Source organism: Escherichia sp. MR (genome assembly GCF_005280595.1).
GTDB classification, from domain to species: domain Bacteria; phylum Pseudomonadota; class Gammaproteobacteria; order Enterobacterales; family Enterobacteriaceae; genus Escherichia; species Escherichia ruysiae.
Window position 1 is genome coordinate 25,215 of sequence record NZ_SZVK01000016.1, and the last position, 13,665, is coordinate 38,879.

The 13,665-nt window shown below is 50.0% G+C and carries 13 protein-coding genes and 1 pseudogene; 5 read left to right on the plus strand and 9 right to left on the minus strand.

Features of this window, described 5'->3' with window-relative positions; genetic code table 11:
* Positions 1 to 98: 98 nt before the first annotated feature.
* The 7 genes from citT to citC are packed head-to-tail and all read right to left on the minus strand — an operon-like array spanning position 99 to position 6,838.
* Positions 99 to 1,562: a citrate/succinate antiporter CitT gene (gene citT, locus FC814_RS09410; protein ID WP_137325863.1), complete on the minus strand. Its 1,464-nt coding sequence runs from the start codon at positions 1,560 to 1,562 to the stop codon at positions 99 to 101.
* A gap of 50 nt (positions 1,563 to 1,612) precedes the next feature.
* Positions 1,613 to 2,491, minus strand: a complete 879-nt coding sequence (citG, locus tag FC814_RS09415) for a triphosphoribosyl-dephospho-CoA synthase CitG (protein ID WP_085460510.1) — start codon at positions 2,489 to 2,491, stop codon at positions 1,613 to 1,615.
* Entirely contained in the window at positions 2,466 to 3,017 is a 552-nt protein-coding gene (gene citX, locus FC814_RS09420) for a citrate lyase holo-[acyl-carrier protein] synthase (protein WP_032224916.1), read from the minus strand. The genes citG and citX overlap by 26 nt, the downstream gene beginning before the upstream one ends.
* Before the next feature lie 3 nt (positions 3,018 to 3,020).
* Positions 3,021 to 4,553, minus strand: coding sequence for a citrate lyase subunit alpha (gene citF, locus FC814_RS09425; RefSeq protein WP_000192233.1), 1,533 nt, complete (start codon positions 4,551 to 4,553; stop codon positions 3,021 to 3,023).
* 10 nt (positions 4,554 to 4,563) lie between these two features.
* A complete protein-coding gene (gene citE, locus FC814_RS09430; RefSeq protein ID WP_137325864.1) occupies positions 4,564 to 5,472 on the minus strand; it encodes a citrate (pro-3S)-lyase subunit beta in 909 nt (302 codons plus the stop codon).
* Entirely contained in the window at positions 5,469 to 5,765 is a 297-nt protein-coding gene (gene citD / locus FC814_RS09435) for a citrate lyase acyl carrier protein (protein ID WP_000700703.1), read from the minus strand. The genes citE and citD overlap by 4 nt, the downstream gene beginning before the upstream one ends.
* A 14-nt stretch (positions 5,766 to 5,779) precedes the next feature.
* Entirely contained in the window at positions 5,780 to 6,838 is a 1,059-nt protein-coding gene (gene citC, locus FC814_RS09440; protein WP_137325865.1) for a [citrate (pro-3S)-lyase] ligase, read from the minus strand.
* Positions 6,839 to 7,216: 378 nt separating this feature from the next.
* On the opposite strand from citC, the gene dpiB reads away from it, so the two are divergent.
* A complete protein-coding gene (gene dpiB, locus FC814_RS09445; RefSeq protein ID WP_000938911.1) occupies positions 7,217 to 8,875 on the plus strand; it encodes a sensor histidine kinase DpiB in 1,659 nt (552 codons plus the stop codon).
* Complete coding sequence (gene dpiA, locus FC814_RS09450) at positions 8,844 to 9,524, plus strand: two-component response regulator DpiA (protein ID WP_137325866.1); 681 nt, start codon at positions 8,844 to 8,846, stop codon at positions 9,522 to 9,524. The genes dpiB and dpiA overlap by 32 nt, the downstream gene beginning before the upstream one ends.
* A gap of 38 nt (positions 9,525 to 9,562) precedes the next feature.
* Here dpiA and dcuC read toward each other — a convergent pair whose 3' ends face one another.
* Positions 9,563 to 10,948 (minus strand): anaerobic C4-dicarboxylate transporter DcuC, encoded by a 1,386-nt coding sequence (dcuC, locus tag FC814_RS09455; protein ID WP_032224920.1) that lies wholly within the window; start codon positions 10,946 to 10,948, stop codon positions 9,563 to 9,565.
* Positions 10,949 to 11,696: 748 nt separating this feature from the next.
* On the opposite strand from dcuC, the pseudogene pagP reads away from it, so the two are divergent.
* Together pagP and cspE are read left to right on the plus strand one after the other, a co-directional pair.
* Positions 11,697 to 11,911: pseudogene (pagP, locus tag FC814_RS09460) on the plus strand (lipid IV(A) palmitoyltransferase PagP); the annotation flags it as partial.
* Positions 11,912 to 12,085: 174 nt separating this feature from the next.
* Positions 12,086 to 12,295 (plus strand): transcription antiterminator/RNA stability regulator CspE, encoded by a 210-nt coding sequence (gene cspE / locus FC814_RS09465; RefSeq protein ID WP_000034825.1) that lies wholly within the window; start codon positions 12,086 to 12,088, stop codon positions 12,293 to 12,295.
* A 53-nt stretch (positions 12,296 to 12,348) separates the two neighbouring features.
* On the opposite strand, the gene crcB is transcribed toward cspE, so the two are convergent.
* Positions 12,349 to 12,732, minus strand: coding sequence for a fluoride efflux transporter CrcB (gene crcB / locus FC814_RS09470; protein ID WP_000939738.1), 384 nt, complete (start codon positions 12,730 to 12,732; stop codon positions 12,349 to 12,351).
* Between the two features lie 92 nt (positions 12,733 to 12,824).
* On the opposite strand from crcB, the gene FC814_RS09475 reads away from it, so the two are divergent.
* Positions 12,825 to 13,613 (plus strand): deaminated glutathione amidase, encoded by a 789-nt coding sequence (locus FC814_RS09475; protein ID WP_010346575.1) that lies wholly within the window; start codon positions 12,825 to 12,827, stop codon positions 13,611 to 13,613.
* The last annotated feature ends 52 nt before the right edge of the window (positions 13,614 to 13,665 follow it).

Consider the following 13,665-nt stretch of genomic DNA (forward strand, 5'->3'; position numbering starts at 1 on the left):
CATACATACACTGAATACTATCTATTAAATCATAAAAAAGCCCGCCAGGTGGGGTTACCTGGCGGGCGTGATGATTTATTCAGCGTTTGACGAACGTATTAGTTCCACATGGCGAGAATCGGCCAGCCTACCAGAAGCAGCATGGCAATATAAATTACCCCGAAGATAGCGCCAAGACGCCAATAATCTTTCGATTTCACATAGCCACAGCCGTAAATAATCACCCCAGGACCGGTTGCATACGGCGTCAGACAGCCCATGATACCGATAGACAGCACCAGCAGGATACACAGTTGTTCCATTGGTACGCCCGGAATCCCTTTACCGACGGCCAGAATGACTGGCAGCATAGTTGCGGTATGCGCAGACAGGCTGGCAAACAGGTAGTGTGCAAAGTAGAAGACCAGAACCAGTACAATCACTGTTGCGTGTGGTGAGAAACCTTCCAGGTGCGTACTCATGGTGCTGGCGAACCAGTCGATAAAGCCAGAACGGGTCAGGCCATTAGCCATGACAACCAGCGTTGCCAGGTTAACCAGCGTGTTCCATGCGCTGTTATAGCGGGTAATGTCTTTCCACGGCACAACGTGCAGCGCCAGCATCAGCGAAACTGCCAGCAGGCCAACCGCAGTGGCGTTAATCACTTCGCTGCCAAATACCCACAAACCTAAGCTGAGCAGTACCAGGCCAATCAGCGTCCATTCTCTGCGTGTTAGCGCACCCATGGTTTTTAGTTCATCACCCGCCCAGGTTGCCACTTCTTCACTGTGTGTGATTTCCGGTTTGTACAGCACGTAGGAAAGCCACGGTGCAATGATAAGTAAGATAACCCCAACAGGCAGGAAGCAGAGGAACCACTGCAACCAGCTAATCTGGATACCGGCAATTTTGCTGACGAACTCCAGACCCAGCACGTTCGGTGCCGCACCGGTGACAAACATGGAGGAACTCAGACTGGTACTGATGACCATCATCCACATTAAATAGCCGCCAATACGACGCGCGGACGGATCGTTCGGGAATGATTTAAACAGCGGCGGCAGGTTTTTAATGACCGGGAAAACCGTACCCCCGGTACGTGCGGTGTTAGACGGTGTAAACGGAGCCAGCAGAATGTCGATAATGACAATTGCATAACCCAACGTCAGCGTGCGTTTACCCATGAATTTCACCAGGAAAAGGGCAATACGACGGCCTAATCCGGAAACTTCATACCCTAAGGCAAAGATAAATGCGCCAAATACCAGCCAGACAGTGGTACTGGAAAAACCAGCCAGTCCCCATTTCAGCGCCTGTTTTTGGGCATTAAAAGCGGGGTCAGCTAATTCTTTGGCGTCAAAGAGCAGGTAATTACTGCCAATAACGCAAATAGTCACTGCAATAAAACTGATCGCCGTTGCCGGAATTGGCTCGAGGATCATGCCGACAATCATTGCCACAAACACGGCGAAGTAATGCCATGCCTGCGGCGGCATACCGTCGGGTACAGGGATAAGAAACATGACGCCCATCACCACCAGTGGGGCCAATAATTTCCATATCTTATCTTTTGCTAAAGACATACGGGTTCTCCGAAAATTAATATTTCCAAATTTATCAAGTGCTTAAATTATTAAATCTGTGCTAAAAACCAGGTAAGGATCAGCAGGTCGGCGCTGCCGCCTGGACTGAGATTTCGTTCGATACACTCCCTGTCGAACTGCCGGAGATAATCGAGATCGGCGGGGGTTCGGATGCCCCCTTTTTGCAATAATGTTTGCGCCTGGCGCTGTAGCCAGCGCAGGCCCCCCTCGCCACCGCGCGATGCGACGTTGGTATCGCCGTTGATCGCCATCAGTAGCAATAAGGTATCGAGCAATGCCAGTTCAGGATCCAGCCCCTGATCCAGCAGAGTGAGGTAATGCGGGAGGGCGCGGTTGATAACCAGCGGGTAGCCCGCTTCGGCTTCACCGCGCGCACCGGTAAGACCAAGTTGCTGATATAACCGTTGGCCTGCCGTTAGTTGTGGATTATTGGTGCGCAGTTCGCGATCGGTTAGACCACGGCAGAAACTGGCTGCCGTCGCACAAACGGTTTTGGGCATTACCGGCTGGTTGAGCTGAAGCAAACGACCAATTGCCGCACACATCAGCCCTAAAGAAAAAATACTGCCTTTATGGGTGTTTACACCAGCGGTAGCGCGGAACATATCGCCTTCGCAGGCCATACCAATTGGGCGTAATCCGCTGAGTACCGATTCTGGTGCCATTTCTGCACTACAGGCACCAAATTCAATGAAACGTGGTAGCCAGCCCTGAATCGCCAGCGCGCTACGGTGGAAATCTTCCAGCGACATATCTTTGTGCGCACCGCAGTTAATGCGATCCACGAGACCGGGTTTCGGTGACAGATTGACTTCAGTCAGCATGGCGCGCCAGCCCAGCAGGGCGTAGTCATTGATTAATGACGTCGCAAGCTTTGTGGTTTTAGTTGACGTTGCAGGCATCGACATCGTTCAGCAGCGCCTCCATACGGTTGAGTAAATCGGTCAGTTGGTGGGTTTTCCCACGCGCACAAACTGCCGCACTTTGCTCGCACAACAGGCAGCGGCGAGGCGGCAGTGAATAATTGCGGCGGGAGAGAATTTCGCCTTCGGGCGTCAGGACATCGATATCCCACAAACGTCCAAGAGCATGACTATGTTCAAGCTCAATGGTGGCGAGCTTGAGGTCGCGAGCCGGTGCGGCAATGCTCAACATGCCCTCCGGCCCGCTGGCGGAAACCAGTGCAGCCTGCTCCTGAATTTGCCAGCCCTGTTTTGCGGCTAAAGCACGCAGGGCAGTCACGCCATGATTAAAAATCCGGCGTGTGACCTCGCTGTCTTTAATCGGCCCAGGCGCAACCACGGTAAAGGAGACCAGTGGAACAGGATGGCGCTTGAGCCAGGCGTGTTGCCGTGCTTGCCTTTCATCCCGGCTGATGAGCAACTCGGGAATCGAAACCGCATGGTGGCTGGCGAGTTCAGGGAGCAGGTGCATGGCTTATTCCTTCACCTGATGTACAACATCAATCACTGAGCCATCGCGGTAACGCACGACGGCAACGACGCGGTCGGTGAATTCAATCGGCTGTGGTTCACCGGTCAACAGACGCGCACGTTCGCGCAGCCACTCAATGGAAACCACTTTAATGCCCGCTTCCTGCAGACGTTCTGCCAGTTCAGGACGTGCCGGGTTAACAGCGATACCGTGGTCGGTAACCAGGATATCGACGCTGGAACCCGGGGTGATGCAGGTCAGCACGTTATCCACCAGAGTCGGAATACGACCGCGTACCAGCGGTGCGACGATGATGGAAAGGGCGGATGCAATCGCGGTATCGCAGTGACCGCCGGAAGCGCCACGCAGTACGCCGTCAGAGCCAGTCAGCACGTTGACGTTGAACTGGGTGTCAATTTCCAGCGCGCTCAGTACCACCACGTCGAGACGATCAACCGATGCACCTTTCGAACCCCAGTTGGCGTACTGGTTGGCGCTGATTTCGATATGATTCGGGTTACGAGCCAGCGATTGCGCAGCGTGGCTGTCAAAGCTCTGCACATCCAGCAGTTTGCGGATCAGCCCTTTTTCGTGCAGATCAACCATCGTTGCGGTAATGCCGCCGAGGGCGAAGTCGGCGCGAATATCGCGGCTACGCATTTTGTCTTCCAGAAAACGGGTTACCGCAAGCGAAGCGCCGCCGGTGCCTGTCTGCATGGAAAAACCTTCTTTGAAGTAGCCAGAGTTGACAATCACATCTGCTGCGCTGCGGGCAATCAGCAGTTCGCGCGGGTTAGTGGTCATACGGGTCGCGCCTGCGCCGATTTTTGCGGCATCGCCAACGCGATCAACTTTGACGATCAGATCAACCTGATCCTGTTCAATACTGGCCGGGTTATGCGGATAAGGCAGCAGTTCCTCGGTGAGCATGACTACTTGTTTCGCATTGTCGGCATCGACCATCGCATAGCCGAGGGAGCCGCAGCAGGCTTTACCGGTGTAACCGTTGGCATTACCGAATTCATCACAGGACGGGACGCCGAGAAAAGCAACGTCGATATTCAGTTCACCGCTCTGTACCAGATGTACACGACCGCCGTGAGAGTGGATTTGTACCGGTTCAGCCAGCAGGCCACGGGAGATTTCTTCCGCCAGTGGGCCGCGCAGACCAGAGGTATAAATGCGGGTGACCACACCCTGACGAATATGTTCTACCAGCGGTGCATGGCAGTCGCTCAAAGAGCTGGACGCCAGTGTCAGGTTTTTAAAGCCCATCTTCGCGATGACGTCCATCACCATATTGACGGTCAGGTCACCGCCACGGAAAGCGTGGTGGAAGGAGACGGTCATGCCGTCCTTTAAACCAGAACGACGAATAGCGTCTTCCAGGTTGGCGCACAGTTTGCGATCGCGCGCTTTTTCAGCCTGGTAGGTTTGCTTTGGCGAGTTCTGGAAAGCGGCAAGATCGCATTCAGCGCGACGATTCCAGGCCGCTACCCGTTCTTGTCGTTGAGATTGTTCAATTTTCTGCGTCATTTTGATTGCCTTATTCTTCGCGGATGCCGGAAAGTTCTGCGCGGGAGAGCACCAGACGGGCACGATCGATAACCGGACCGTCAACCATCTTGCCGTTCAGGGAAACCACACCGCGGCCTTCGCGAGCGGCGGCTTCAGCGGCTTCTACGACGCGGCGTGCGTGATCCACTTCTTTCTGGGTTGGTGCGTAGAGGTTGTGGAGCAGATCAATCTGACGCGGGTTGATCAGCGATTTGCCGTCAAAGCCCAGCTGTTTGATGTGTGCGGCTTCTTGCAGGAATCCGGCTTCGTTGTTGGCGTCGGAATAGACGGTATCGAACGCCTGGATACCGGCAGAGCGCGCGGCTTGCAAAATGGAGCAGCGAGCGAACAGCAGTTCTGTACCTTCCGGTGAGCGTTCAGTGCGCAGGTTACGCACGTAGTCTTCCGCGCCCAGCGCGATACCGATTAAACGTTCAGATGCGTGCGCGATTTCTACCGCGCGGGTAATACCCAGCGGAGATTCAATTGCCGCCAGCAAACCGGTGCTGCCCGGTTCGCGTCCGCAGGCTTTTTCAATACGCAGGATCTCTTTTTCGATATCCAGCACATCCTGAGCGGTATCAGTTTTCGGCAGACGCACAACGTCTGCACCACCGCGAACGACAGCTTCCAGGTCGTTAACACCCCATTCGGAATCCAGCGCGTTTACACGCACAATGGTTTCAATGTCGCGATACAGAGGATGTTGCAGTGCGTGGTAGACCATGCGGCGAGCGGTGTCTTTTTCACGCAGCGCCACGGAGTCTTCGAGGTCAAACATCAAGGCATCAGCCGGGTAGATGAAAGAGTTGCTGACCATCGCGGCATTAGCGCCAGGCACAAACAACATGCTGCGGCGGGTGCGGGTTTTACGTTGTTGCAGCGAAGCGGAAATCATTGGCAATCCTCCCATGGCAGAGCCGGGATACCGCTGGCGCGCGCCAGCAGGGCTTCCAGTCGTGCACGTAAAATGCAATCCAGTGCGCCTTTGTCATCGACATTCAGCTGTACGCCGCGCACGTTATAGCGGGCGAGAACGTCCAGGATGGTGGTGCGAATCGCATCACCAAACTGTTTCTCAACGCTGCTGTTGATTTGCAGGTCGATATCCTGCGTATCGAGCGGGGCGATGCGTATCATCACATCCCCAGACTCAAGGGTGCCTGCAACGGCGGGCTGGTTTATTTTCATTTTTCACCTGTTTCTCATGCGGGGGTCTTTTGACGAGCTGCCGCGTCCTGACGGGAGTGTTCAAGCAGATTCTGCAAGTAATGCAGCGTGGCTGCCGGAACCAGCGGCGCGATAGCCGTTAGATCGTTTTTCACCAGCAGTTGGCGTACCCGGGAAGCGGATATCGGCATCTCCTGGTAACGCAGCCGCTCAATTTCAACCAGTTCAATGGGCGGTGCGGAGATAGTCGGTGTTTCCAGCCAGTAGCGCATATCCTGGTTGTACTGGGCGGTCACGCGGCAATAAGGTTCAGTACCGACAAAGCGATGGGTAACGCCCAATGCTGGAGCGAGGTACTGACGGAAAATCTTCAGATCAATTTCGGTGTAGCAATGGTTAATGACGCTCTGTTCTTTAATGAAGTAGCAGGGGAACGTGGCGCGGGAGATGATGTATTCGGAGCCGCGATGCACGGTCAGGCGCGGAATATCGGCGGTGCCTTTCAACACCAGATCCAGCCGGTCTTCATAGGGAAAGCGCGAAGAATCTTCTTTGACTAAAAACAGATGCAGCCAGTCACACTGTGCCGCTGCCTGTTGAATCAGATAACGGTGACCGTTAGTAAAGGGATTGGCGTTCATCACAATGCAGCCAATTTTGTTCCCTTCATGACGAAATTTTTTTAGTGACTCGGCATAGCGTTTCAGACGTGTGGCACTGTTTTCCATCAACACCATCACGCCTGGTACGCTGGTCAGCGTGTAAAAACCGCACTGGCGGAACAGCGCCTCGTATTCGGTTTTGGTATAAATAAACAGATGCGTGCTGTGCCGTTCATAGGCGAGGTTTATCAGTTCGGTGGCTAATGTCAGCGCCAGTCCTTCACCGCGAACAGATTCGCTGATAGCGACGCACTTAATAATATTTCCGGCGATTCCACCGCAAGCGATAAGCTTTTCATTGCGGGTTACGGTAATAAATACTTCGACTGTTGTGTCAACGCTCAAATCATTGTCATGCAGAAATTGGGCAATTTCTGCCATTTTTTTATTTTCTGAACGTTTTACCCGGGTGAAAATATCATTGCCGAACATAATAAGTCATATCCTGAAGGTATGTGTTGTTATCAATTTGCAATGAATGTTAGTCAGTGTTGCAAACTGATAACCTTTTATTTTCAGTTGGGAGAAAGGGCAGCGAGCGAGGTATATCTGTTTCTCCTTTTGCCATACATCCTAAGGAGTATTGCGGCGTGAAATTTTGATTTATTTCACATAGAGTTAGTGGTTTTTTATTTATTTAATGGTTTTAAGTTTTTTAATTAATGTAATTGCGGATTGGTGCGTGGTTTTAAGTTATTTAATTGATTTAATGAATGAATTTTGCCACGATCATATTTGATTTTTATATATCGAGATTCAACATTTTAATTACATTCACCAAAAGACAGGGTTTACCCCGCAAGGAAAACAATGTTGCAGTTTAATGAGAATAAACAGTTTGCTTTTTTCGAACGACTGGCATTTCCGTTGCGTATCTTCCTGCTGATTCTGGTGTTCTCAATATTTGTCATCGCAGCACTGGCGCAATATTTTACGGCCAGTTTTGAGGACTATTTAACGCTTCATGTGCGCGATATGGCAATGAATCAGGCGAAAATTATTGCCTCCAATGACAGCATCATCACGGCGGTTAAAGCGCGTAATTACAAACGGCTGGCGACCATTGCCGATAAATTACAAAGAGATACTGATTTTGACTATGTGGTGATAGGTGACCGCAACTCGATCCGCCTTTACCATCCTAATCCCGAGAAAATTGGTTATCCTATGCAATTCACCAAACCCGGCGCGCTGGAGAAAGGGGAGAGCTACTTCATCACGGGTAAAGGGTCGATAGGTATGGCGATGCGTGCCAAAACACCGATCTTTGATGATGATGGCAAAGTCATCGGCGTGGTGTCGGTGGGTTATCTGGTCAGTAAAATCGATAGTTGGCGCGCCGAATTTTTATTACCAATGGCCGGCGTATTTGTCGTGCTACTGGGTATTCTGATGCTGTTGTCGTGGTTCTTAGCCGCACATATCCGCCGCCAGATGATGGGGATGGAACCGAAGCAAATTGCGCGGGTTGTTCGTCAGCAAGAGGCGCTGTTTAGTTCGGTTTATGAAGGGCTGATTGCAGTGGATCCGCACGGTGACATAACCGCCATCAACCGTAACGCAAGAAAAATGCTGGGGCTGAGTTCCCCTGGGCGGCAGTGGCTGGGCAAACCCATTGCAGAGGTGGTCAGACCCGCCGATTTCTTCACCGAGCAGATTGATGAAAAACGCCAGGATGTGGTGACAAATTTTAACGGCCTGAGCGTCATTGCTAATCGGGAGGCTATTCGTTCTGGTGACGATTTGCTGGGGGCAATTATCAGCTTTCGTAGTAAAGACGAAATTTCCACCCTCAATGCACAACTGACGCAAATTAAACAATATGTCGAAAGCCTGCGCACATTGCGTCATGAACATCTCAATTGGATGTCTACGCTCAATGGTCTGTTGCAGATGAAAGAGTATGATCGCGTGCTGGCGATGGTTCAGGGGGAGTCCCAGGCTCAGCAACAGCTTATTGACAGTCTGCGCGAAGCCTTTGCCGATCGCCAGGTGGCGGGGCTGTTGTTTGGTAAAGTACAGCGCGCCCGCGAACTGGGGCTAAAAATGACAATCGTCCCCGGCAGCCAGCTTTCTCAACTGCCGCCAGGGCTGGACAGCACTGAGTTTGCGGCGATTGTGGGCAACTTACTCGATAACGCTTTCGAAGCCAGTTTGCGCAGCGATGAAGGGAATAAGATAGTCGAGTTATATTTGAGTGATGAAGGCGATGATGTGGTGATAGAAGTCGCCGATCAGGGTTGCGGTGTCCCAGAGGCTCTGCGCGACAAAATATTTGAGCAGGGCGTCAGTACGCGTGCTGATGAACCCGGTGAGCATGGCATTGGGTTGTATCTTATTGCCAGCTATGTAACGCGCTGCGGTGGAGTTATCACTCTTGAAGAGAATGACCCCTGCGGTACTTTATTTTCAATCTATATTCCGAAAGTGAAACCTAATGACAGCTCCATTAACTCTATTGATCGTTGAGGACGAAACGCCGCTGGCAGAGATGCATGCGGAATATATTCGTCATATTCCCGGATTCAGTCAGATATTGCTGGCGGGAAACCTGGCGCAGGCCCGAATGATGATCGAGCGTTTTAAGCCGGGGCTTATCCTGCTGGATAACTATCTCCCTGACGGTAGAGGTATTAATTTACTGCATGAACTAGTGCAGGCGCATTATCACGGTGACGTGGTGTTTACTACTGCTGCCAGCGATATGGAAACGGTATCTGAAGCAGTACGCTGTGGTGTGTTTGATTATCTGATCAAGCCAATTGCTTATGAGCGTCTGGGACAGACATTGACCCGTTTTCGCCAGCGTAAACATATGCTGGAAAGTATTGATAGTGCCAGTCAGAAGCAAATTGATGAGATGTTTAACGCTTATGCGCGTGGCGAACCGAAGGACGATCTTCCGACTGGTATTGATGCGTTGACACTTAACGCAGTGCGGAAACTTTTCAAAGAGCCAGGTGTGCAACATACGGCGGAGACGGTAGCGCAGGCATTGACCATCAGTCGCACTACCGCCAGACGTTATCTTGAATATTGCGCCAGCCGCCATCTTGTTATTGCTGAAATTGTTCACGGTAAAGTTGGCAGGCCGCAGCGCATTTACCACAGTGGCTGAAGAGAGTGCCGGAGGAAGCATACCTCCGGCAAGGAGAATTATTTACCTGTAACTGCGGCGGCTGTTCCGGGTACAATCAACTCTGTAGCCACGATTACAATCACCAGCCCAACAAGCACCGGCACCGAGGTGCGTTTAACCACTTCAAAAGGCGAAATTTTTGCCATCCCGGCAACCGCAACCACAACGCCAGAGACAGGCGAAATCGTGCGACCCAGGTTTGACGCCTGTAGCATTGGAATAGTCAGGTATGCCGGGTTAATGCCTGAAGAGTGCGCCAGTTTCGGGATCATCTCAACGAATGCATAGAATGGCGCATTGCCGGAACCCGTAGTCACCGCCGCCAGCATCGTCAGGATAACCAACACCAGCATGAGGATAATGCTCGCTGAACCAAACGAGGTAGCGATTGAGATCAGGCTCTGGATAAAACCGATGGTGCTAAGTCCCTGGGCAAATACCCCCGCAGCAACTAATAGCATTACCACGTTAGCGAAGGCATCAGCCATGCCGCGATAAGCCACTTCGAGGCCAGAAAAGACTTTTTGTGTATTAAAGCTGCGAATAAATTCCAGAACGGAGGCAATCAGCATACATATCACCAGAATGGTGATGATGTGCAATTGCGGACCCCATTTGCCGTCAAAAAATAGCACGCCAATGATCGGTGTGAACGGCAGAATGGCGTAAAACGCGGGGGCGGTGGTAGTGATTTCGCTGACATCTAACATTTCATGAGAGATGTGCTCTTTTTTATCCAGATAACGCTGCCAGAAAAAATGGGCTATCGCCATGCCGATAATTGCGGTAATTGAGATAGGCAGCGTCGTTTTGAAGGCGAAGTCAATTAACGGCATTTCGGAAGCCTGCGCCGCCAGCACCACATCACCAGAAGTTGGTGCGAGAATAATTGCCGCCGGTGAGGCGCAAATGGCAGCAGCCGCGCCGCGACTAATACCCACGTTCACCATGACCGGGAACAACGTTGCCATCAGTAAAACGCCCAGGCCCGTTGCGGAGGAAACTGCCAGTGACATCAGGCAGGCAACAAAATAGGCGGCAATCATCAGCAGGTAAGGGGAGTTTATGTACTGCAGCGGTTTTGACGCCAGCTTGACGACCATATCGTTCGCGCCGATATGGGTCATATAAGCGGCAAAACCACACAGCATCATGATCATCATGCCAAGGTCGCCACCGCGACTCATCAGCAATATTTTAATGTATTCAACGATATCCGTGGCACTATAGCCCGTTGAAGTCTGGCTGGCAGGTAAAACTTTGTGCCCCATAATGGCACTGATAATCAGCAATAACAGACCACCTGCAAATAATACCCCGGTGGCGGAATACCCTTTAATGATGTAGCGAGCTACACCCACAATAACCATAACTCCAATAAGGAGCTCAATGAATGTCAGCATAATTTTTCCTGTTCCAGACTCCAAGGTAAATAATAACAAATTCCTAAGACTAAAGAAAAAATATGCCGAATAAATGGGTGGCGAATGCTGATTAAAATCAAGAAAAGCTACCATTAATACATTGATGTTTTTGTTTTTTATACCTGAATAACAAAATGCGTTTTTATGACCGGTATTTATCAATGTGATTATGTATGCTAATTGATAAGTAATTGATGCAGTTTTGTTAATCGCTTGATGGGAGAACCTTTTCTTACTTAAAAAATGATTTTCTGTATACGCGTGATGAGAGTGTAGGAGATGTTTATTTGCTGACTTATTATTTCATCTAGTTAAAAAATAAGGTTTTTTTCTGTTGTAGATTGCGAACCGTGCTGGGATGAATTTTGTGATTAAGCAGCTATATGAAAGAAAAATACAACTTAAGTCTCCGGAATAATTTGATGATATTTTCTTGTATAACGCTATTAAATATTAAGTTTGTTCTTTAGGTTGAAGTAATTAAGGTTTGTTTATTTTAGTTTAGCTATGCTGACAGTGGATTTCTGATAAATATTTTATGGCCACTAATGGGCGCAAGTAAATGTATTGCCGTAATTCCCCTTGTTTTCATTGAGCGAATCCGTGTTGACTAAGTTTCTGCTGGTACGGATCTATGGATTACTACATTTAGATAGAATCTCGGTAAAACCTGGCATTCACTTTTCGCTTATAACAAAGAAAAAACGATCGCTATAACGAAAAATCGTGGGGCAGCGGTTTGGGTCAGTTGCGTTGGGATGAGAAAAGTAACGGGTACGGTTTGTACGTAACGACGCGTGATAACGGGAACGACATACCTGTCCCGGTGTACTGCCATTGGTTTGTGTGGGCTATGAGCTGGCTACTTTTCAGATGACCTATATTCCTGGCACCTACAACAATGGCAATGTTTACTTTGCCTGGATGCGGTTTCAGTTTTAGACAAGTTATGTTTTTACAAAACCTTTAAAAATCATAGCGTAAGGCAAGTATCACCAAAAATAACGCGACTTTTATCACTTTTTAGCAAAGTTGCACTGGACAAAGCGTACCACAATTGGTGTACTGGTAACCGACACAGCATTTGTGTCTATTTTTCATGTAAAGGTAATTTTGATGTCTAAGATTAAAGGTAACGTTAAGTGGTTTAATGAGTCCAAAGGATTCGGTTTCATTACTCCGGAAGACGGCAGCAAAGATGTGTTCGTACACTTCTCTGCAATCCAGACTAATGGTTTTAAAACTCTTGCTGAAGGTCAGCGCGTAGAGTTCGAAATCACTAACGGTGCCAAAGGCCCTTCTGCTGCAAACGTAATCGCTCTGTAAGATACGTCAGCAAGAATTCAAAACCCGCTTAATCAGCGGGTTTTTTTTGGTCTTTAGTGTGCGGTTGATGCTGAAAACAACCAGAAAGCCAGTGCAGTCATGGCAAAAGAACCTAACAGGTTTACGAAGACGTTCAGTAATGCCCAACCAAAACGCCCTTCCTGCAACAAAAACACCACTTCGGCTGAAAATGTTGAGAAGGTTGTCAACCCGCCACAAAATCCGGTGGTGATTAATACTTTCCACACTGGATCAATGTTTGTCATCCGACTGAACCAGGCAAATCCCATACCTATGATGAATGCGCCGATCAGGTTTGCTGCCAATGTTCCCAAAGGAATCGCCTGATGCAGCGGGTTAAATCGCATACTTAACAGCCATCTCGCCACGCTTCCCGTACCACCGCCAATAAAAACTGCTAAAAGGAGTTGTAACACTGCAAAATCCTGCTATTTGATTTGTATGAGTGATAAGTGTAACGCCGAATAATCATCGTTGGCGAATTTTACGACTTTGGCAGGAGGTGGTAATGCTGGTTGCCGCAGGACAATTTGCTGTTACATCCGTGTGGGAAAAGAACGCTGAAATTTGCGCCTCGTTGATGGCGCAGGCGGCGGAAAACGACGTCTCATTGTTTGTCCTGCCGGAAGCCTTGCTGGCGCGGGACGATCATGATCCGGATCTATCTGTTAAATCAGCGCAGCTGCTGGAAGGCCAATTTATCGGGCGTTTATTGCGGGAAAGTAAACGTAACATGATGACGACGATTCTGACGATTCATGTTCCCTCTACGCCGGGGCGAGCATGGAATATGCTGGTGGCTCTTCAGGCAGGAAAAATTGTCGCTCGTTATGCCAAATTGCATCTTTATGATGCGTTTTCCATTCAGGAGTCGCGTCATGTTGATGCAGGTAATGAAATAGCCCAGTTACTGGAGGTCGAAGGCATGAAGGTCGGTCTTATGACCTGCTATGACTTACGCTTTCCGGAGCTGGCGCTGGCACAGGCTATACAGGGAGCAGAAATCCTGGTCCTTCCGGCAGCCTGGGTTCGCGGACCGCTCAAAGAGCACCACTGGTCAACGTTGCTTGCTGCTCGTGCTCTGGATACCACCTGTTATATGGTGGCGGCAGGGGAGTGCGGGAACAAAAATATCGGGCAAAGCCGGATTATCGATCCCTTTGGCGTCACCATTGCGGCGGCGGCAGAAATGCCGGCCTTAATCATGGCGGAAGTGACACCTGAACGCGTGCGTCAGGTACGTGCACAACTCCCCGTCTTAAACAACCGACGGTTTGCGCCACCGCAATTATTATGATGTTTTTTTATTCGGCGCTTGATTCACCTTGTTACAGATTGCTATTGTGTGC